Origin of the sequence: Paenibacillus apis (assembly GCF_018333295.1) — a bacterium.
GTDB classification, from domain to species: domain Bacteria; phylum Bacillota; class Bacilli; order Paenibacillales; family Paenibacillaceae; genus Fontibacillus; species Fontibacillus antibioticophila.
In genome coordinates, this window is record NZ_BORS01000006.1 from 1 (window position 1) to 20,052 (window position 20,052).

18 protein-coding genes and 2 pseudogenes are annotated in these 20,052 nt (G+C 49.0%); 5 read left to right on the plus strand and 15 right to left on the minus strand.

All coding sequences use genetic code 11. The annotated features are described in order from the left end of the window. Positions 1 to 320 precede the first annotated feature (320 nt). Positions 321 to 594: pseudogene (locus tag KI362_RS09750) on the plus strand (IS1182 family transposase); the annotation flags it as partial. A gap of 89 nt (positions 595 to 683) precedes the next feature. Here KI362_RS09750 and KI362_RS09755 read toward each other — a convergent pair. Continuing rightward, a complete protein-coding gene (locus KI362_RS09755; RefSeq protein WP_301627258.1) occupies positions 684 to 1,748 on the minus strand; it encodes a sulfate/molybdate ABC transporter ATP-binding protein in 1,065 nt (354 codons plus the stop codon). A gap of 222 nt (positions 1,749 to 1,970) precedes the next feature. Here KI362_RS09755 and KI362_RS09760 point away from each other — a divergent pair, with 222 nt between their 5' ends. Then, a complete protein-coding gene (locus tag KI362_RS09760; protein ID WP_301626844.1) occupies positions 1,971 to 2,393 on the plus strand; it encodes a secondary thiamine-phosphate synthase enzyme YjbQ in 423 nt (140 codons plus the stop codon). Between the two features lie 326 nt (positions 2,394 to 2,719). Here KI362_RS09760 and KI362_RS09765 read toward each other — a convergent pair whose 3' ends face one another. From KI362_RS09765 to KI362_RS09775, 3 genes are all read right to left on the minus strand, one after another. After that, a complete protein-coding gene (locus KI362_RS09765; protein ID WP_301626846.1) occupies positions 2,720 to 3,316 on the minus strand; it encodes a TetR/AcrR family transcriptional regulator in 597 nt (198 codons plus the stop codon). A gap of 5 nt (positions 3,317 to 3,321) precedes the next feature. Continuing rightward, on the minus strand, positions 3,322 to 3,954 hold the full coding sequence (locus KI362_RS09770) for a YigZ family protein (protein WP_301626848.1): 633 nt from the start codon (positions 3,952 to 3,954) through the stop codon (positions 3,322 to 3,324). A gap of 100 nt (positions 3,955 to 4,054) precedes the next feature. Then, entirely contained in the window at positions 4,055 to 5,410 is a 1,356-nt protein-coding gene (locus KI362_RS09775; RefSeq protein ID WP_301626850.1) for a glucose-6-phosphate isomerase, read from the minus strand. A 183-nt stretch (positions 5,411 to 5,593) separates the two neighbouring features. Between KI362_RS09775 and KI362_RS09780 the strand changes: the two genes are divergently transcribed. Beyond that, positions 5,594 to 6,499, plus strand: a complete 906-nt coding sequence (locus KI362_RS09780; RefSeq protein WP_301626852.1) for an NAD(P)-dependent oxidoreductase — start codon at positions 5,594 to 5,596, stop codon at positions 6,497 to 6,499. A gap of 3 nt (positions 6,500 to 6,502) precedes the next feature. Next, a complete protein-coding gene (locus tag KI362_RS09785; protein WP_301626854.1) occupies positions 6,503 to 6,922 on the plus strand; it encodes a VOC family protein in 420 nt (139 codons plus the stop codon). 154 nt (positions 6,923 to 7,076) lie between these two features. On the opposite strand, the gene KI362_RS09790 is transcribed toward KI362_RS09785, so the two are convergent. The 9 genes from KI362_RS09790 to KI362_RS09830 form a co-directional block, all read right to left on the minus strand. Continuing rightward, complete coding sequence (locus KI362_RS09790) at positions 7,077 to 7,907, minus strand: phosphoenolpyruvate hydrolase family protein (RefSeq protein WP_301626855.1); 831 nt, start codon at positions 7,905 to 7,907, stop codon at positions 7,077 to 7,079. A gap of 29 nt (positions 7,908 to 7,936) precedes the next feature. Continuing rightward, on the minus strand, positions 7,937 to 9,148 hold the full coding sequence (locus KI362_RS09795; protein WP_301626856.1) for a Tm-1-like ATP-binding domain-containing protein: 1,212 nt from the start codon (positions 9,146 to 9,148) through the stop codon (positions 7,937 to 7,939). Between the two features lie 159 nt (positions 9,149 to 9,307). Beyond that, positions 9,308 to 10,507, minus strand: a complete 1,200-nt coding sequence (locus KI362_RS09800; RefSeq protein WP_301626858.1) for a phosphoenolpyruvate hydrolase family protein — start codon at positions 10,505 to 10,507, stop codon at positions 9,308 to 9,310. A 266-nt stretch (positions 10,508 to 10,773) separates the two neighbouring features. After that, positions 10,774 to 11,877, minus strand: coding sequence for a glycerol dehydrogenase (locus KI362_RS09805; RefSeq protein ID WP_301626860.1), 1,104 nt, complete (start codon positions 11,875 to 11,877; stop codon positions 10,774 to 10,776). A 314-nt stretch (positions 11,878 to 12,191) separates the two neighbouring features. After that, the gene (locus KI362_RS09810; protein WP_301626861.1) at positions 12,192 to 12,824 is read right to left on the minus strand and encodes an ABC transporter ATP-binding protein; all 633 of its coding nucleotides are present in this window, start codon (positions 12,822 to 12,824) and stop codon (positions 12,192 to 12,194) included. A gap of 19 nt (positions 12,825 to 12,843) precedes the next feature. Further along, a complete protein-coding gene (locus tag KI362_RS09815) occupies positions 12,844 to 14,271 on the minus strand; it encodes an ABC transporter permease (protein WP_301626863.1) in 1,428 nt (475 codons plus the stop codon). Between the two features lie 135 nt (positions 14,272 to 14,406). Then, entirely contained in the window at positions 14,407 to 15,528 is a 1,122-nt protein-coding gene (locus tag KI362_RS09820; protein WP_301626865.1) for a sensor histidine kinase, read from the minus strand. Then, the gene (locus tag KI362_RS09825; RefSeq protein ID WP_301626867.1) at positions 15,525 to 16,190 is read right to left on the minus strand and encodes a response regulator transcription factor; all 666 of its coding nucleotides are present in this window, start codon (positions 16,188 to 16,190) and stop codon (positions 15,525 to 15,527) included. The genes KI362_RS09820 and KI362_RS09825 overlap by 4 nt, the downstream gene beginning before the upstream one ends. Before the next feature lie 104 nt (positions 16,191 to 16,294). Next, positions 16,295 to 16,597: a hypothetical protein gene (locus tag KI362_RS09830; RefSeq protein ID WP_301626869.1), complete on the minus strand. Its 303-nt coding sequence runs from the start codon at positions 16,595 to 16,597 to the stop codon at positions 16,295 to 16,297. 711 nt (positions 16,598 to 17,308) lie between these two features. Between KI362_RS09830 and KI362_RS25605 the strand changes: the two are divergent. Then, positions 17,309 to 17,398: pseudogene (locus tag KI362_RS25605) on the plus strand (VOC family protein); the annotation flags it as partial. Positions 17,399 to 17,522: 124 nt separating this feature from the next. Here the strand turns inward: KI362_RS25605 and ppnP are convergent. Further along, positions 17,523 to 17,846 carry a pyrimidine/purine nucleoside phosphorylase gene (gene ppnP, locus KI362_RS09835; protein ID WP_044479736.1) on the minus strand — a complete coding sequence of 108 codons (324 nt, stop codon included), beginning with the start codon at positions 17,844 to 17,846 and terminating at the stop codon, positions 17,523 to 17,525. 41 nt (positions 17,847 to 17,887) lie between these two features. Continuing rightward, complete coding sequence (gene tkt, locus KI362_RS09840; RefSeq protein ID WP_301626871.1) at positions 17,888 to 19,912, minus strand: transketolase; 2,025 nt, start codon at positions 19,910 to 19,912, stop codon at positions 17,888 to 17,890. Between the last annotated feature and the right edge of the window lie 140 nt (positions 19,913 to 20,052).

Here is a 20,052-nt window from a genome sequence, read left to right on the forward strand (position 1 = left end):
ATTCAAAAAGTATCGCCGGAAAGAGCCACCTGTCAAGAAAGGCGCTTGACAGGCTCTTATTTAAGCGCGTCAAAAACGAGAGAGTCACAGAGGCGCTTGACAGGTTTCGTTCATATCAACGGACATTTTGTCTCCTTACGATCCGCCTTTGGAGGAGCCAGAATTGTAACGGACATTTTGGCTGCTAAGAGAGTAGGTTGAAGTGAACCGGAGTCGTTTGAGCGTTCTAAGCGCCCGAAATGTCCGTTAACCCTTCGAATCCTGAGAACAAGTCTGCTAAGAGTCCAGAATGTCCGTTAGCGAGTTTAAAATATCCGACAGCGATAATAGGGAAGAGAAACAGCCGTAGTAAAACAGATCATGACGCTGCCTTTATGCGAATGAAAGAAGACCACATGCGAAACGGTCAACTAATGCCAGGCTATACTGTCCAGGTCGGCACTGAGCGTCAATTCACCTATCGGCTACAGTCTGCACCAGCGACCGACCGATACGCGCTGCCTCATCCCGCATCTTGAACAAGTAAAATCACAGTTAGGACAGCTCCCGGGCACCATCATCGCCGATGCCGGCTATGGCGGCGAAGAGGGTTATGCCCTTTCGCCAAGAAGAGGGGGTGAAGTCTGAAGCAAGACTGGATTACAAGTGGACAAGATGATGGCTCTCCATTGTTCACCACGCTTCTAGATCATCACCGTGATCGGGCCGCCCTTTAACGGATTTTCTACGATCCAGCTCTTCTCGTCATTGAACAGGTAAGCCCGGTGTACCAGAACCCTGACCTCCTGCCCCGCCTTTAATGTCTCCTTCTCCAGCGAACGGAAGGTGGTCAGGACATGCCCGCCAACCTCAACTTCTACCAACCACTCGCTTCCCCGGAAATGGGTATGCTTCACCACCCCGGAAGAGGTCGCCGAGAGCAAGGTGAATTCATGCTCGCTGCCTACCTCCAGATATTCCGGACGGATAAGCGCCTTCGTATTGCCGTCTCCTGCTTCTTGCTCAAATCCTTTTAAATCAGCGGCTCGATGAATCAAAGTCGATTGACCTACAAAGGAGGCCACGAATGGCGTATTAGGCGCCTTGTAGATATCCCATGGAGAACCCTTCTGCTCAAGTCTTCCTTCATTAATAATCATAATCTCGTCCGCCACCTCAATAGCCTCATCCTGATCATGGGTTACGAAAATGGAGGTGATGCCAACTCGCTCGATCAGTTCACGCAGCCAGGAACGCAGCTCCTGCCGGATCTTCGCGTCGATAGCGGCAAACGGCTCATCAAGCAGCAGCAATTGCGGCTCCGGTGCCAAAGCTCTTGCAAAGGCAACCCGCTGCCGTTGTCCGCCGGATAGCTGATGAGGGTAGCGCTTTTCAAAGCCGGAAAGGCCCGTTAGCTCAACCAGCTCCAGCACCCGTTCCCGGATCCGGTTCTTGGGCAGCTTCTTCACTTGAAGACCAAAGGCGATATTATCGAATACGGTCATGTGCTTGAACAAGGCGTAACTCTGGAATACAAAGCCGATGCCCCGATCCTGCGGAGCCAGAGCATTCACTCTCTCCCCATGGAACAGGATTTCACCGGAATCAGGCTGCTCCAGGCCAGCCAGCATACGGAGGATGGAGGTCTTGCCTCCTCCGCTTGGGCCAAGAAGTCCGATCAGTTGCCCCTTTTCAATCCCAAAGCTGACATCCTTCACCGCATGAAAATTGCCGAAATGCTTATCCAGATTACGAACCTCCACATGCATGATCGAGCACATCCCTTCTCCGCTATCATATATACTCAATATAACTTATTCTTATATAAATACTTGGAATTAACTTATACACACTTTACCAAACCGTCCAAGGTACGTCAATCCTTATCCCGCACGTGATTTGAAAATGCATAAATTTTATCGTATTGCACCGCTCCTCTGAACGGGTACAATACAACTAAAGAGTAATTTAGCTGAATAGGAGGGACCCGCATGCTACATACCATTGAGTTGACCACCACCAAACGCGATGAAATGAGGGACATTACCAGAGAGGTCATTTCACTCGTGCAACAAAGCGGCGTAAAGTCCGGACTGGTTGTTGTATATAGTCCCCACACCACTGCAGGAATCGCCATCAATGAGAATGCAGACCCCGACGTCAAGCATGACGTTCTGCTCCGCCTGGATGAAGTCTTTCCCTGGAAGCATCCGGGCTACAGACATGCCGAGGGCAACACCGCCTCACATCTAAAAGCAATTACCACCGGAACCTCTCAAACAGTAATCATTCAAGATGGGAAGCTATTGCTCGGCCGCTGGCAAGGCATTTATTTTTGCGAATTTGACGGCCCGCGTCACCGTCAATGCCTGATCAAGATTATTCCCGCCCCCGATGTACAGAAATTTGACTGACATCGTAATCACAAATACACGCAATAAGGGGGAGAAAAGAAGAAACGTCCCTCAAAGACATTCGTTAGATGGGCAGCCGGCGTAGACGAATAGCCGGAGTAGATGATTAGCCAGCGTTCGGGTGCGCCCTCTTGAAGAAGCTGCTTGCATTCCTGTGACACATACCAAACAAAAAAGTGGGGCGAAAACCCGGAACCCGGTTTTTCGCCCCACTTTTTTGCCGGGACTAATCAGCCCCATTCTCATACGTTAATCATTTAGCGTGTTGATGAATTACTGCTATGCAAGAGTGAACGGATAAAGTGCGGACTTCTAAAAAAACGCCTTTACGACGTCATACGATAAGAGCTTTGACTTAACATCTTGACATGAGCAATTGCAGCAGGACGAATATCCTCAAAAGTCAGACGGTCCTGAATATAAAACGATATAAAGCCATGTATGCCCAGAAACATGCTGAGCGGAAGCGAAGAATTTTGCTCCAGAGGATATTTTTCTTCCGCTAGAAAGCCCCTCACAATCTTCTCAAACATGTCAAAGCACTTTGCCTGTTCCACCTTGCAATAGGACAGGATTTCTTCATCCCGGAGCATGAACATAATCTCATACTGATAAGGATTCTCCAACCCGAATTTAATGAAATCAAGCATCAGCTGCTCCAGACGCGTCAAGCCGTCCATCGGAGGACGCTTTGTCACCTGCTCGCACATCCGCGCCAGATGATTAAAATCCTGAACGACAATCGCATAGAACAATTCAGCCTTTTCCTTGAAGTGATAATAGAGTGAGCCATGACTATAGCCCAAATGCTGACCGATACTCCGCATGGAAATGCCGCGGTATCCCTTCGTAATGAACAGATGCCTCGCTGCGTCCATAATTCTTTCCCTCGACAACTCCTGCTCTACTGCTCTTCTTGCCATAGGCTTTATTCCCCTTCGATAAAGTAAACCTTGTCACCTTCCGTCAAGACGGCCTGCCCCTGTGTCAGATCAATCATCCAGTTCCTAAACGTCTCCGTCTCAGCATTTAGCGGCAAACACAACAATGTAACCTTGTCTGCAAACGCCGTAGTTCCGGTTCGAATTCCCCGGCTTCTCAGCTCATTTTCCACCTTGCCCAGCCAGGTATAATCCAGCTCTACGAAAATCTCACGGTGAAGCACGCGCGTAATTGCTTCTCCCGCTTCAATCGCAGCGACCGCCCCGTCGGTATAAGCCCGAATCAGTCCGCCCGCTCCCAGCATAATACCGCCAAAATAACGGGTGACCACGATGGCGACATTCTTTAGTCCCTGATTCCGGATCACCTCAAGAATCGGCTTCCCCGCAGTTCCGCTTGGCTCTCCATCATCGGACTGCTTCTGGATCTCGTCCCGTTCGCCAAGCATATAAGCCGAGCAATTATGAGTCGCATTCCAATGGCGCTTCTTGATCTCCTCAATAAACGCGACGGCCTCTTCGTCATGCTGCACCGGCTTGATATGACCGATGAACCTTGACTTTTTTATGACGATTTCTTTGTCTCCGGCTCCGCGAACCGTTCTGTACCGTTCCAGCATATGACATCATCCTTATGAATGTGCCAAGAAGCAGCCCGACCGATAAGGGTATCGGCGAACTGCTTCCTGGCGGCGTGATTCCTGCCTGTAAGGAGCTTGCTTATTCGGAAAGTCTAGCTTCCAGCTCCGCCTTTTCTTTCTCATAGCCCGGTTTGCCGAGCAATGCGAACATGTTCTTCTTATAGGCTTCAACTCCAGGCTGATCGAACGGGTTAACGCCCATCAGATAGCCGCTGATACCGCAGGCCTTTTCAAAGAAGTATACCAGATATCCGAAGGAATATGGAGTCAAGTCCGGAATATTCACAACCAGGTTCGGAACCTGACCGTCCGTGTGTGCAAGAAGCGTGCCTTGGAATGCCTTCTTGTTCACGAAGTCCAGGGTCTTGCCTGCAAGGAAGTTCAGTCCGTCAAGGTCTGCCGGATCTTCCTCAATCGTGATATGGCTAGGCACCTCGGTAACTTGAATAACTGTCTCGAAAATGTTGCGGTTGCCTTCTTGAATGAATTGTCCCATCGAATGAAGATCTGTGGAGAAGTCAACGGCCGCCGGGAAAATCCCCTTGTAGTCCTTGCCTTCGCTTTCGCCGTACAATTGCTTCCACCATTCCGAAACATAGTGCAGGGAAGGCTCATAGTTAACGAGAATTTCAGTTACCTTGCCCTTGCGGTACAATGCATTACGAACTGCCGCATATTGGTAGCTGGCATTCTCGGCCAGGTTCGGATTGCTGTATTCTTTGGCAGCATCGGCTGCCCCTTGCATCATTTCTTCGATGCTGATTCCGGCAGTCGCAATCGGCAAGAGCCCTACAGCAGTCAGTACGGAATAACGTCCGCCCACATCGTCCGGAATAACGAAGGTTTCATAGCCTTCCTCGTTAGCCAGCTTCTTGAGCGCCCCTTTCTCACGGTCCGTAGTAGCGTAGATCCGTTTGCGGGCTTCTTCCTTGCCATACTTCTTCTCCAGAGCCGCACGGAAAATACGGAATGCAATTGCAGGCTCAGTGGTCGTGCCTGATTTGGAGATGACATTGACCGAGAAGTCCTTGCCTTCGATCAGGTCAAGCAAGTGATTGACGTACGTGGAGCTGATATTGTTACCGGCAAAGTAAATTTCCGGAGTCTTGCGCTTGTCCTTCGGCAATGTGTTATAGAACGAATGGGAGAGAGATTCGATAGCTGCACGGGCTCCAAGGTACGAACCGCCGATGCCGATCACGATAAGCACTTCCGAATCGCTTTGAATCTTGGAAGCCGCCTTTTGAATGCGGGCGAACTCCTCTTTGTCATAAGCTGTCGGGAGATCGATCCAGCCCAGAAAATCCGAGCCTGCTCCAGTGCCTTTATGTAACTGCTCATGAGCTGCACGCACTTGTGCTTCCAGGTTATCAACTTCATGCTGCCCTACAAATTGCAGCGCTGTGCTGTAATCAAAAGTGACTTTCTTAGACATGGTGAAAATTACCTCCATCTAATTATTTGATCTCACTGCCTATCCCGCCGGACAAACCAGGTATCAACTTGTAATTAGGATACTGTAAAATATACCCGAAAACAAGGACATATTGTACACCCCGCAGACGTCCGTGCTAAAATGAATCTGTATTGTTCAACACACACCAGGAGGGTGACAACGATGAAAAAAATCGGATTTATCGGTCTGGGAACCATGGGAGCTCCTATGGCCGCAAACCTGCTGAAGCAATCATTTGAAGTGATCGTATACAACCGGACAGCCTCTAAATGCGAGCCATTGGTCGCTCTTGGCGCAAGCGCCGCCCCCACTCCGTGCGAGGCTGCCAGTCAAGCTGACACGGTCATTACGATGGTCAGTGACGATTCTTCCATCGCAGCGGTATATGAAGGCGAAGAAGGCCTGCTTGCCGGTCTGCGTCAAGGCGCCACCGTCATCGATTGCAGCACCGTCTCGCCAGCTTTGGTTCGGGAGACAGCCTCCAAGGTTGAAGCACTGGGCGGTGCATTCCTGGACGCGCCGGTGACCGGCAGCTCGCCTGCCGCCATCGACGGAACGCTGGTCTTTATGGTCGGCGGCCGCAGCGATGTGCTTCAAGGCCAAATGGATATCTTTGATTGCCTGGGCAAGAAGGTGCTCCATATGGGTGACAACGGAACCGGCGCTGTCGCCAAGCTGGCTCATAACACCATCGTAGGCATCAATAATCTGGCGCTGGCCGAAGGCTTCTCCATCGCCGCCAAGTCTGGTCTCCCTGCGGAACGGTTCCTGGAGCTTGTACAGCTCGGTTCAGCGGGCAGCAAGGCTGCCGACCTAAAGGGCCGCAAGATTATTGAGCATGACTTCACCAATCAATTTTCACTCGCACTCATGCTCAAGGATCTGAAGCTGGCCTCCAGTCTTACCGACGGGGCTTCGATCCCTTCCCCGATGCTTAATCTAGCCAAGAGCCTGTTCCAGGCCGGACAAACTCAGGGCTATGGCGAAGAGGACTTATCGTCTGTCGTGAAAATCTACGAAAGCTGGATCGGGCAGAAAATCGGTGATGCTCCCAAGCCTGAGCTTTAAACCTTGAAAAAGCAACATGAAGGGGTGAATCCTTTGGGATTACTACATCATATCGAGATTTACGTATCAGACCTTAAACGTTCGGCCGAGTTCTGGGGGTGGTTTCTGTCAGAGCTTGGTTATACGCCATATCAGCAATGGGAAGAAGGTCGTAGTTGGAAATTAGGAGACACCTACCTTGTGTTTGTTCAAGCAAAAGAAAAACACTTAGACGTGCCATACAATCGTTGTCGGGTAGGACTGAACCATTTGGCATTCCATGCGATTTCGAGAGAACAAGTGGATGAGTTGACTGTAAAGGTTCGTTCCAAGGGAATGAACGTGCTTTACCAAGACAAGCATCCTTTCGCGGGCGGAGAGAACTATTATGCTCTGTTTTTCGAAGACCCCGACCGAATAAAGGTCGAATTAGTTGCTCCATAAATTGTCTCTGCGCACTTCACATATATCAAATAGCAACAATTTCCACGAAAACAGCCTAAAAAATAGTTAAGTGAACGGAGTAGGCTTCCCGATCCCCTTGACGGTGATTGGGAAGCTCCTTATTTTTGTAGTCCGGACTCCTACACTTTTTTCCTTATTTCGAGATAGCCTTGAACGCGGCCGATTGCTCCCGGATGCCCTTCTCCGCCGCAAAACGCTCGATGCTGGAGGCTCCGAAGAAGCCGTCGATGTCCGGGATATTCTGCATGATATAAGCGGCATCCGCCGGTTCAGCGATCGGGCCGCCGTGGCAAATGACCATGATGTCCGGACGAACGGCACGCCCCGCGGCAATGATATCCTTAATTTTCACGACACAATCATCCAGGGTGAGCGCTGTCTTCGCACCGATCGTACCCTTCGTGGTAAGTCCCATATGAGCCACCAAAATATCCGCACCGGCTTCCGCCATCGCTTTGGCCTGTTCCGAATCAAAGACATAAGGGCAGGTCAGCAGGTCCAACTGGTGCGCCTTTCGGATCATTTCCACCTCCAGGTCATAACCCATGCCGGTTTCCTCCAGGTTCTGCCGGAACACCCCGTCGATGAGTCCCACCGTCGGGAAGTTTTGCACACCGTTAAAGCCCATATCCTTCAATTGCTTTAAGTAAATGTCCATGACGCGGAACGGATCGGTACCGCAAACGCCGGCCAGCACCGGAATGTCGTTTACGACGGGCAGCACCTCGGAAGCCATTTCGACCACGATCGCATTGGCATCGCCATAGGCGAGAAGCCCGGCCAAAGAACCTCTGCCGGCCATACGGTAACGGCCGGAGTTGTAAATAATCAGCATATCCGCGCCGCCCGCTTCGCTGCTCTTGGCGGTAATGCCGGTGCCGGCGCCTACGCCTAGAAGGATTTTTCCGCCTGCAACTTCCGCTTTGAATTTGGCCAGGATTTCGTTTCGGGTCATCGTATTCATGTTTGATTTCTCCTTTTTTCTGTGAATGATTATATTTTGCTCTCCATCATGGCGATGAGTTTTTTGGCGGCGGCAAGCGCAAAGGAATCATCGTTGATATGCGCATCCCATTCGCAAAGCTCCACCTTGCTGCGATTTAAGTTGGTTCTTAAAGCATCGAACAAAGCTTTGTTCTCCTCAGGGCCATAGAAAGGCTGACCCTCGGCGTCAATCATGGAGACGCCCTTCAACGGCAACACTAAAACGCTTTCACCCTTGGCCAGGTTCAGCTTCTCCGCCAATTTCTCGCCAACGGCTTGGTTCTCCTCCACTGTGGTGCGCATCAGGGTAACCGTCGGATTATGCCGGTAAAGGTTGCGGTGCTTGTAGCACTCAGGCACGGTATCGATCGGACCGAAGTTAACCATATCGCAAGCCCCCACGGAAACCACCTGCGGGACGCCGCACAGACCGGCGGCTTCGCAGCGATTCGGCCCGGCATTCAGCACGCCGCCGAACAGCTCGTCGCACCATTCGGTCGTGGTCAAATCCAGCACACCTTGGAAATAACCGCTGCGTACCAGATCCTCCATCGTGCGGCCACCGGTCCCGGTTGCATGAAAGACCAGCACTTCATAGCCCCGCTCCTCCAAATAGGCCTTCGCGGTTTCTATGCAAGGGGTCGTTACCCCAAACATGGTTGCGGCAACCAATGGCTTTTTCTCCACCTTCGTAATTTCATGCTCCAGCATGCCCGCCATGGCAAAGACCGCATTGCTGAAAATCCTGGTAGAAATGGAATTAAGTCCGGCCACATCGACGATCGAAGGCATCAAAATCACGTCGCTGGTGCCCACATACTGTTCGGTATTCCCGGAAGCCATGGTGGATACCACGATTTTCGGGACGCCGATGGGAAGAGCCCGCATGGCCGGCGTAATAATCGAGGTGCCTCCTGAGCCGCCCAAAGAGATGATGCCTTGGAACTTGCCTTCCTGATAAAGGCGGAGAACGATTTTTTCGGTTCCCTTGGCCATAGCTGCTGTGGCACACGCCCGGTCTTTGCGGGCTACCAGTTCCCGAAGATTTTCGCCCGCCTCGGCGGCAATTTCTTCGTTGGACACATCGGGAACAAAGGCGGGTTCAAAGGTTCCCGTGTGCAGGGTCAAGGTATTAAGGCCGATTTCCGTAAACAGCTCCTTCAAGTAAAGGAATTCCCTTCCCTTGCTGTCGAACGTCCCCACGATGGCTACAGTTTTCATGGATGAACAACACCTCCTGAAATGATCTGTTTCTGTCCGCCGTTGAAACTGTAACGGCTTTCAAAACTGATAATTTAATTGTACGGCTCGGCGGAAATTTTAATATTGCTTGAAATAAGCCGTTTTTGTGCTTATGTTGGATTTCGCTTCGCCGTCCGTTTATTTCGGGGTGTTGCTTTTTCGATAACCTGTGGGCGTCATGCCTTTATATTTCTTGAATATTTTGGTGAATTGAAAATAATCGCCATAGCCCACCAGCTCCGCCACCTTTCCGACGGGCATGTCGGTCTCCCTCAGGAAGTCCCCCGCCTTGTTCATCCGGAAACGGATCAAATATTCCGTAAAACTGCAGCCGACAATCCGTTTGAACTTGGCGCTCAGATAGGAAGGCGTGACATGGGCCGCCAAGGCCAGCTCGCTGAGGAAGATAGGCTCATTATAGTGATGGATGATATGCTCTTTGATAAACTCCACATAGTCATAGTCCTGGGCCTGTCCGTTCAACACCTTGATCAGGCTGTTCTCTTCCTCGTCGCTTTGGGAAATTTTAAAGGATTTGGTGGTGTTCAAAATCGCCTTTTCCGCCGGAATCCGTTCGAAGGAAGAGCCGCCTACAAAGCCTTGGCAGGCGGAATTGTCGTAAAAGTAGCGGGCATCGATGGAGGATTTGATCGGGCCGCCGTAGACCATCTTTATCGCCTCCGGACGAATCCGATGGCACGTATCGAAAATCCGCTGGGCATCCCCTCGCCCTCTTTCCAACGACTGCACTTTCTTCGCGCCCAAGACGCCGCCGGTCGTCAGCCCCAAATGGGCGCAGATAATATCCGCCCCGGCCTTCAGCATCTGCTCCGCCTGCCAGGCATCAAAGACGAAGGCCAAGGTAAACAGCCCTTGCTCATGGGCAAGGCGGATCGCCTCGATTTCCTGACGATAGGAGATCCCCTCCTCCTCCAGCGCCTCGCGAAACTTCCCGTCGATCAGTCCGATCGTGGGCCAGTTGTTGATTCCGTCAAAGCCGGATTTTTTAATATGCCTAATGTATTCCGGGAGGGAAATGCCGGGGTCCGTAGCGTTCAGCCCAAATAAAATCGGAGTATCCTGCAGGAGCGGCATCAACTCGCGCGAGGCAAAATCCATTACGACTTCATTGCTGTTGGAATAACAAAGATAACATCCCAGAGACGCCCGTCCCATCTGCCGAAAGCGTCCGGCACTGAGGGCCAGAATAAGGTCCGCCCCGCCCAAAACACTGTATTTGGTCGTCATGCCGCTGCCCGCAGCGACACCTATAATATGCCTGTTGACTTTGATTTGGGCATTTAGCCGTTTAAGTATCTCTTGTCTGGATATTTGCATGGCAACACCTCCTCTTATGCCAACGATACCAAAAAAACAACTTATTCAACAAATTTCGCGCTTTTCCAATATGATGGTACATCCAAATATTGTTAAATACTATGTGGTCTTATGTTGATTTTATGTGTTTATATCATGTTTTCGCTATAGTATTAGAGATGATTTGCCGAAATGTTACATCCGATCATGCAAAAAAGCGAGAGCGCACATCCAGCATGCACTTTCGCTTATTGTCTTCTTCCCGCTTTTTTTCAGAGAAGCTTGATTTAAGCCTTTGCAATCTGTCCGCTTAGCACATCCACAGCCAGGATGGCGGACGCAACCTGCTCGGCTGTGATTTCCCCCGAAAGATTCACCATGGTTTCATTAGGCTGTGTAGCGGCTTTGCCGACCTTAAGCAATTCATCAAAAGTAACCTGTTCCAGGTGCAACTCTCGCAAGGTTGTCGGAAGCCCAAGCTTTCGGTAGAAGCTAATATACTTGAGGATTTCTTCTTCCGGATGGAGTTCAAGCACCAACTGCACCAGTGTCCCATAGGCTACTTTTTCTCCATGGGTTAAGTGGTGGATGTCCCCCGACAACACCGTAAATCCGTTATGGATGGCGTGCGCCGCCGCCAGGCCGCCGCTTTCGAAGCCGAGACCCGATAGAAGGGTGTTGGCTTCGACCACCGCCTCTACATGCCGGGTGACCAGTCCTTTTTGCACGGCTTGATAGGCGGGGATCCCGTACTTGAACAGCGTTTCTTCACAAGCCTTGGCAATGGCTTGGGCGGCAATGCTCGGTTTGCCGCCGGACATCGCGGCACCGTTGCTTTTGACTGTCGCACGCACTTCGATCCATGTCGCCATCGCATCGGCGATTCCCGAAGCGAACAGGCGGGCCGGCGCTTTGGCTACAATCGCGGTATCCACCAGTACCAGGTCTGGATTTTTATGGTAGAAACGGTAGGCTTCAAAGACCCCTTCATCACTATAAATCACGGACAAAGCGCTGGTGGGCGCGTCGGTCGACGCGGTAGTCGGGACGATCACCACCTTGGACTTCAATTCATCCGAAACCGCCTTGGCCGTATCCAACGTTTTGCCTCCGCCGACGCCAATGACGAAATCCACGGATTGCGCCTTCCCTTCCTGGGCAATGCGGTTGACTTCATTTGAAGAGGCCTCCCCGTTGAACAAAACAAAATGAAAGTCCAACCGCTCCGCGAACAAACTTTGTTTGATCCGCTCCTCCGTAATGTTCCATACTACCTCGTCGGCCATGATGAGCGGTTTGCGTCCCAGTTCTTTGATGTGTTTGCCCAGTTCCTGCAAGGCGCCTTGACCTTGAATGTATTTACCCGGTGAAATAAAAACAATGTTTGCCACAAGGATCTCCCCCTATGAGGTTTTTGCCTACACTTGATTTTAACATGTACGAATCGCGCCGATTTATGCTAAAATTCAGTTTCCGGGCGCCGCCTCGCCAATGGCTCCCTGGCGCCTTACACAACTAACGTGAATTTCTCTCGCTAATTTGGGCGATTCAGCGACCTACGGCTTATATCCTCGTTATTAGCGGGACTTCTTCCCGAGAGTCACTTTTATTTCCTCGGAATGATGACCACCAAGCCCCTGTTGAACTTTTTTCCATACATCTCACCCACTCCCCCAATCATCCGCAAACCGCGTCAATTAGCATGCTACGCTTCCATACCTTGCACTTTGCCGCGCTTAATTCGGTATATGTAGTCCGCTTTTTTCGCGACTTCATTAGAGTGGGTGACGACGACAACACATTTTTGAAATTCATGTGCGCTTTCTCTCAGAATTTCCGTGATCTCCGCCGCGTTATCTTCATCCAGGTTTCCGGTCGGCTCATCCGCGAGCAACACGGGAGCATCCGATGCCAAGGCACGGGCAATCGCTACCCGTTGCTGCTGGCCTCCGGAAAGTTGTAGAATATTTCGTTTTGCCTCCTCGTCCGTAAGGCCCAATCTTTTCAAAATATCCAGTGGATTCTTGTGTGTGATCATCTTGATATTTTCCACGGGATTCATATAATCGATAAGATTATAGTTTTGAAAAACCAACGCTACGTGATGCCTCCGATGGTATTCCAATCCTTTTTGCGCTATATCCTCACCATTAAACAGAACTTTACCTTGTATCGGGGAATCCAGTCCCCCCAGGATCGAGAGCAAGGTTGTTTTACCTGAACCGGATGGGCCAACTATGGCATACATTTTCCCTGTTTCCATGCTCATATCAACCCCACTAAAAAGCAATTTTTGCTTGTCGTAGGAGTAGGATACATGGAGTGCCTCAAAATACATCGCCTCTTTACCACCCTTCTTAGCTCATTTTGGAAAGAATTTCTTTGGGATTCAGCCTCATGACCGAAACGGATGACATCCCTACGGCGATTACAATAATCAAGGTTCCGATCAAGTATAGCTGGACAAAACTCCTTGAGGTTACCTTTACTTCGATACTATCTAAGGCTTCCGTGCCGGCTATCGGCTCATCAACCACAACTGACGACACCGCCACGGTGCCAGTCTGTTCACTTGGTTCTCCCCGGGAAAGCTGTTGCTGCAGCAGCGCGTTCCCTACGTTCTCCGCAATAGCATTTCCCGAAAAATAGGAGAATCCAAACGCAACTATTGCGATGAGCAGAACTTCCGTCACATACTGACCCAATATTTTGAACTTATGGATTCCTAAAGCCAGGAAAACACCTGTTTCATACACTCTGTTTCTCATCCATAGCGTTAAGAGCAGAGAAAGAATGGCAACGCTAACCGCCATCATAATAATCAGCAATATCTTAACCAGACGAGACAGGCTGTTTAATGGTGCAGCCGCCTGGCTGTATGTCTCGTTATCCACACTGACATTAAATTGTTTCCAGTCCATGCTTGGAAGTGCTTCAACTTTTTCCACTATGAAATTTAATTGATCAGGGTCTTGCACAAAAAACATAGCCTCCGAAAACCCTGGCTCCTTATCGCTATTAAACAGTTCCGCCTGCGAATAAATATCCGTGAACACACGGTTTTCGATCATGTTATAGGCAGAAGTCATCTCGGTTATTTGGTCCTCACCCGTTGGTTGAAATAACCCGACAATCTTGAGTTCAATCTTGTTGCGCGGATTGACCCCCAGTTGGTTTGCAACGCTATCCATGATCCCCAGTTTTAAGCTATCCCCGACCTTCAATTTGTTTTCCTCGGCTAATGCGCGACTGATCACGGCAACATGACGATCCTTCGGTAGAATGTGGCGCCCCTCGGACAGCTGAATGGATCGTGCTGTAAAAAAATCGCTGGCCTCTGTTCCTGACACCGCTATGGCGTTAACCATATTTTCATAGCCGTCCTTAATAGGAAGTTTGCCTCTCAATAAATTAAAGTTCTCGGCATGAGGCTGCCACATTTCGGAGGCATAGTAGTTCTTTATTCCACCCACCGATTTGACGGACTCCAGCGTTTCAACTGAAATCAGCGGACCCGTACTGTATGAATTTATACTTAGTTTTCCGCCGTCACTGGGTTCCGTTCTTTCCGTAACTACATAAGGGTTATCTTTACTCATATCTATGTAGATGGTAAATCTCCCCCCCAGCGATTCTCTAAGGTCGGTGCTTGCCGCTTGAGAAGCGTCTTTAATGGATATTCCCGTCAAAACAAAAGTCGCGATCACGAATAAAACCAAAAACAATAGAATACTCTTTCCTTTTTTTCGAGTTACGTACATTACTGCCCGGTGCATAAAACTCATGATGAACAAAGCCTCCCTTTCAAGGATTGTGATGACGAGAACCAGTTTAACACCTTGAAATGGAAGCCATTTAGAATGTATGTGGAGCACGGATGTAGTCATAAAAAAACCGCCGTAATCATCCGGGCGGTGAATTTACTTTTTTATTTGAAGGCTAAAGGCCATCCCTTTTTTCGATGGTGTTGGAGTGAACGTATAGCTAATCCGTAAGGCGTTTAGAATGGAATCGACAATATATAAACCCAGCCCGTTGCCTCCCGTATCTCTCCCTCTTTCATATTCCGGCCGGTAAAACGGTTTAAATAATTCTTTCAGATGCTCTTCCGGGATGGGGTCGCACTCATTTTCAATGACCAAGTGGTCGGCATCACAATACACCATTACTGAATGTCCCCTTTGGGTATAAGAGACCGCATTGGAAACGAGATTGTTTAGCGCTTTGCCAAAAAGCTCTGGAGGTAAATGGACAGTCACCCCCTCCGTAACGTCCAGCTCAAACCGAATCCCTTTAGCCTTGGCTATGATTTGAAAAGGCTCGCATAATTCGGTTAAGAACGCCGGAAGATAAATGTCCGCTGTTGCTTCATCCCGTACCAAAACACTCAAGTTTGAGGTATCAAGAACATTTTTGATCATCTCGGCCAGTTGTTCCATCATTCGCTTGCATTTCGGTAAATAGACTTCATGATCCTTGTATTTGCCTACGCCAAGCATCATATTCTCCAGCATCGCATTCAGCGCGGTTACTGGCGTTTTCAGTTCGTGCGATGCCATTCTCAGAAAATCCACTTTTGATTTTTCGGATTCACTCACCTTGATTTTCTCGATTTCCAAATTTTCGATGGTTTTTAGAAGGCTGTGATATAACCGGTTCACGTTGTTCGCTAAGGCGCCGATTTCATCATCGGACTGAACGATACACCGAGCGTTTCTATCCAAGGTTTCCATCTGCGCCGTTTCAGCCGAAATCCGCCGAATCGGCCGAGTCATCGCTCTGGAAAAAAGCAGGGAGCAGAGCACGGAAACTATAAAACAAATCAACATCGAAATAGGAAGTACGGAACGAATAATGCCGGCGATATAATCGGAGAGGTTTAATGTAACTGCCGTCAATACGGGATCATTGGTATATTCTTTAGCAGTAAAGCTTACGGGAGGCGTTAGAAGGTAAAATAAAGTATGGGCCATCACATTCATGAATACCATCAAGCCAAGCGTATACAAAAAAGTTTTCGGGAAAATTTTCAACCGTTTCATGGGCGAGCCTCAAACTTATAACCGACACCCTTCACAGTTACAATCGATTCCAGCCTAAGTTTTTTGCGAAGGTTCTTAATATAGGTGTCAATGGTTCTGTCATTAATGGTACATTCTTCCCCCCATAAATCGTCAAGGATTTGGGTTCTGGTCAACACAAGCCCCTGATGTTCCACCAACAGTTTCAACAGTTCAATTTCTTTGGGGGTAATATCAATTCTGCCGCCTGCGTCGCTAGCCGTATACCCGGAAAAATCCACCTTGACATCTCCGAATGTCATGAAGTTCACGTTTTGCGGTTTGTCACCTCTGCGGAGTAACGCCGTTACCCGCTTGTCCAGCAGCACCATCGAAAATGGCTTGGTTATATAATCGTCGGCTTGGATATCAAAACTGATAATTTGTGTGTATTCATCACTAATGGCCGATAACATCAGAACGGGCACAGCACTGGTTTCCCTCACCTGCAAAAGAACCGACAGTCCTGAAATTTTGGGCAACATAATATCCAAAATAATGAGGTGGATACTATGATCTCTAAAACGGCGCAAAGCTTCCTCCCCATCATAAGCGGAAATAACCCGATGTCCCGCAACTTTCAAATATTCGGCAATAGCCTCATTCGTTTCCCGATCATCCTCTACAACCAGTATCGTTGACAATCCCCCGCTACCTCCTCATCCCTATCTGAAGTTTATTTTAACTGGTTAATATGAAATGTATATGAAACAGCTCCTTGATTCGTTTTTTTCAAAGTTTAGCAGCTTTACTGTGCCACAGCAGAGGAACTGTTTTTCCACTCTGTCTCGTAAGCGTTCACTTGCATATTATACAAATCGCAGTAAACTCCATTTTTCTCCATAAGTGATCTATGTGATGCTTTCTCAACGAGCTGCCCACCACTTAAAACTAAAATCTCATCCGCAATACTAACATTGGAAAATCTGTGTGTAATCAAAATAGTTGTTTTATTGGGAATTACCTCTCTAAGTTGTTGAAACATTTCATATTCAGATTTTGGATCTAACGAGGCGGATGGTTCATCCAAAACTAATATGGCTAACTTCATTACAGATCAAAACTTTGCCTGTTTCTGTGTCATAAAAATATTTATTTTGTTCAGTTTCGAAGGTTAATCCGAGCAACTTACCTTTAGGGAGAATTTTTTTTAGCTTATCAATATCTGCTGATAAAACACTCGTTTCTCGAGAATCTAAGACATAATTACTACCTCCTTTAATATCAATTATTGTGATACAGCTACAGCCAAGTAACGTTATTTGCTATGATAATATTGTGAAAACTTTCACTTTCATATTTGAAAATTTATATAAAATTACCACAAAAAAAAGGATATCAATTACAAAAAAAAATAATATCATCTCGAAGTGGAGTCCATATGAAGGGAATGTGGAGTATAGATGAAATTACAATAATATAATAGTCTGTTACTCATACTTTGGCTTCTATATCTAATGAAATTAGATTATAACTCTAGTTTCTCAACATGGAATTGGCAAGTAAGCCTTGATGAAACTGAGGTAGAGCATTATTCCAATTGTGGGATTGACGCTGAATCAGAGTAAAGAGCTTTTTCCCGATTACAAAAGCGTTCTCAGTCCATACATGTTGGCAATATACTTGACCTCAGACAGCGAACTCATCCATCTTGTTCGTTGTCTCTTCTTCGCATAACACCCGGTTAATCTCTGCAGAATGTACCAGTCCAGCTTCGCTAATCTCTTTTGGCTGTAGTTCGTGTAATAGTAATTTCTCCCAAGACAAGCATCCTTTCGCGGGCGGAGAGAACTATTATGCTCTGTATTTCGAAGACCCCGACCGAATAAAGGTCGAATTAGTCGCTCCATAAATTGTCTCTGCGCACTTCACATATATCAAATAGCAACAATTTTCACGAAAACAGCCTAAAGAAAAAAGGCAGGTTCCCTCGTTATAAAGCAGGGACCCTGCCTTTTCGGTTTGTTTATGAAGCCTTAAGCACCGGAGCCGTAGGAGCAGCAATAATCCGTCACACTCCGGACCTCCAGCTTAAAGGATGAGCGGGCCGGAACCGTAAAGGTTCCCCGGCCGCTGATTTCACGCCATAGCGTCTCGCCCGGAAGAAGAACCTTCAGATCGCCGGACAGAATGTCCATGACTTCAAGCGAATCGGTTCCGAATTCATATTCTCCGGGCAGCATAATGCCCAGCGTAATTTTGCTTCCGTTCGGAAGCCATACGCTTCTGCTCGTCACTTTGCCGTCGAAATAAATATTGGCCGCCTTGTCCACCGTAACATTCTTGAATTGCTGCTCCATCTCCATACCCCTCTCCAGCGCCTAATCTAGTCTCTCCCGGGTTAGTTCAACTGTTCCTTCACATGCTTCACAACATTTTCTACCGTGAAGCCATATTCAGCAATGACGCGGTCGCCAGGAGCGGATGCGCCAAACGTGTTAATTCCGATGATGGAGCCCTTTTCACCCACATAACGCTCCCAGCCAAATGGATGCGCCATTTCAATGGCTACGCGTGCTTTGACTTCAGGCAGGATGACTGAATCCTTGTAAGCTTGATCCTGCTTGTCGAACAAATCCCAGCTAGGCAGACTGACTACGCGAACATGAATACCTTCTTCCGCCAAAGCAGCCTGTGCTCTTACCGCCAATTGTACCTCAGAGCCTGTAGCGATCAGTTGAGCAACCGGCTTGCCGTCTTTGGCATCGGAGACCACATAACCGCCGCGCGCAACACCTTCACGTGCAGAAACATCCGTGCCTTCCAGAATCGGCAGGTTTTGACGAGTCAGCACAAGCGCAACTGGATTCGAGGTATTCTCTACCGCATAAGCCCATGCAGCCGAGGTTTCATTGCCATCGGCAGGACGGATCACCGTCAGGCCTGGAATGATGCGAAGGGATGCCAGTTGTTCAATCGGCTCATGCGTAGGTCCGTCCTCACCGACAGCAATACTGTCGTGGGTCAGAACATAGGTAACCGGCAGCTTCATAATGGAAGAAAGGCGTACGGCCGGACGCAGATAGTCGGTGAAGACAAAGAAGGTTCCGCCGAATACCTTCAGACCGCTGTGCAGAGCAATCCCGTTCATGGCTGCTGCCATACCGAATTCACGCACACCGAAGTACAGGTTGCGGCCTTCGCGGCTTTGCGGAGTATATACCGTCAAGCCCTTCAAATGCGTCATTGTAGAGCTCTCCAGGTCGGCAGAGCCGCCAAGGAGCTGAGGAACGCCCGCAGCAAGCCCATTCAATGCATTTCCGGAGGCAACGCGAGTCGAGACAGCCTTGTCGCTGGAGGTGTACTTAGGAAGCGCTGCATCCCAGCCTTCCGGAAGCTTGCCTGCAACAGCCAGCTCAAATTGAGCGGCAAGCTCAGGATATTCCGCCTTATATTTGTCCAGCGTTTGCTTCCAAGTGTTATAAGCGGAAATGCCCCGCTCCTTCACTTTTGCAAAGTGCTCACGTACTTCCTCAGGCACATAGAAATCTTCTTCGTATACCCATTTGTAGAATTCCTTGGTCAGTTTAGCTTCTTCAGCGCCGAGCGGGGAACCGTGCGTACCGCCATGGCCGCCCTTGCCTTGCTTGTTCGGGCTGCCGTAGCCGATGATCGTCTTCACCTCGATCAGGGTTGGACGCTCCGTGTCGCGCTTGGCTTCTTCAATTGCAGCTTCGATCGCCGCCAGATCATTGCCGTCTTCCACACGCAATGTCTGCCAGCCGTAAGCCTCAAAGCGTTGTCTTACATTCTCGGAGAAGCTCAGGTTCAGCTCGCCGTCCAGCGAGATATCATTGGAGTCATACAGGAAGATCAATTTGCCCAGCTTCAAATGCCCGGCAAGAGAAGCAGCTTCACTAGCAACGCCTTCCATCAGGTCCCCGTCGCCGCAGATGCCGTAAGTATAATGATCAACCAGTTTCAGATCACCTTTATTATAAGTTGCTGCCAGTTGAGTCTCGGCCAGAGCCATCCCCACTGCCATGGCAATCCCTTGACCAAGCGGCCCGGTGGTAGCGTCCACGCCGGCGGTGTGTCCGAACTCCGGATGTCCAGGTGTCTTGCTTCCCCATTGACGGAATTGCTTCAATTCATCCAATGACAGATCATAGCCTGACAGGTGGAGCAAGCTGTATAACAGCATTGAGCCATGTCCTGCAGACAGTACGAACCGATCGCGGTTCACCCAATCAGGTTGATCCGGATTGTGATTCATCGTCTTCGCGAACAGCTGGTATCCCATCGGTGCGGAACCCATCGGCATCCCGGGATGCCCGGATTTCGCCTTCTCAATCGCGTCGATCGCCAGCGTCCGAATCGTGGTAATCGATAAATTGTCAATCATTGTGTTGTCAGAGAGTGGCATTTCATTTCCTCCTTGGTCATGGAAATTGCACGTGCAAAACATTCAAATTGAAAAGATCATTTTGACTTTATCTATTGTAACACTTCATTCCTTCGTTTTCCATACCATTATTCCAACATTGCACAACTTATAGCCGTTCG

Coding starts and splice junctions, on each gene's coding strand:
- ppnP (WP_044479736.1), bottom strand. CDS start 17,846: ATGGAGCAGCAATTCAAGAATGTTACGGTGGACAAGGCGGCCAATATT.
- KI362_RS09765 (WP_301626846.1), bottom strand. CDS start 3,316: ATGGCAAGAAGAGCAGTAGAGCAGGAGTTGTCGAGGGAAAGAATTATG.
- tkt (WP_301626871.1), bottom strand. CDS start 19,912: ATGCCACTCTCTGACAACACAATGATTGACAATTTATCGATTACCACG.
- KI362_RS09780 (WP_301626852.1), top strand. CDS start 5,594: ATGAAAAAAATCGGATTTATCGGTCTGGGAACCATGGGAGCTCCTATG.
- KI362_RS09810 (WP_301626861.1), bottom strand. CDS start 12,824: ATGTATTTTGAGGCACTCCATGTATCCTACTCCTACGACAAGCAAAAA.
- KI362_RS09795 (WP_301626856.1), bottom strand. CDS start 9,148: ATGAAAACTGTAGCCATCGTGGGGACGTTCGACAGCAAGGGAAGGGAA.
- KI362_RS09760 (WP_301626844.1), top strand. CDS start 1,971: ATGCTACATACCATTGAGTTGACCACCACCAAACGCGATGAAATGAGG.
- KI362_RS09770 (WP_301626848.1), bottom strand. CDS start 3,954: ATGCTGGAACGGTACAGAACGGTTCGCGGAGCCGGAGACAAAGAAATC.
- KI362_RS09815 (WP_301626863.1), bottom strand. CDS start 14,271: ATGAGTTTTATGCACCGGGCAGTAATGTACGTAACTCGAAAAAAAGGA.
- KI362_RS09800 (WP_301626858.1), bottom strand. CDS start 10,507: ATGCAAATATCCAGACAAGAGATACTTAAACGGCTAAATGCCCAAATC.
- KI362_RS09755 (WP_301627258.1), bottom strand. CDS start 1,748: ATGCATGTGGAGGTTCGTAATCTGGATAAGCATTTCGGCAATTTTCAT.
- KI362_RS09820 (WP_301626865.1), bottom strand. CDS start 15,528: ATGAAACGGTTGAAAATTTTCCCGAAAACTTTTTTGTATACGCTTGGC.
- KI362_RS09790 (WP_301626855.1), bottom strand. CDS start 7,907: ATGAATACGATGACCCGAAACGAAATCCTGGCCAAATTCAAAGCGGAA.
- KI362_RS09830 (WP_301626869.1), bottom strand. CDS start 16,597: ATGAAGTTAGCCATATTAGTTTTGGATGAACCATCCGCCTCGTTAGAT.
- KI362_RS09775 (WP_301626850.1), bottom strand. CDS start 5,410: ATGTCTAAGAAAGTCACTTTTGATTACAGCACAGCGCTGCAATTTGTA.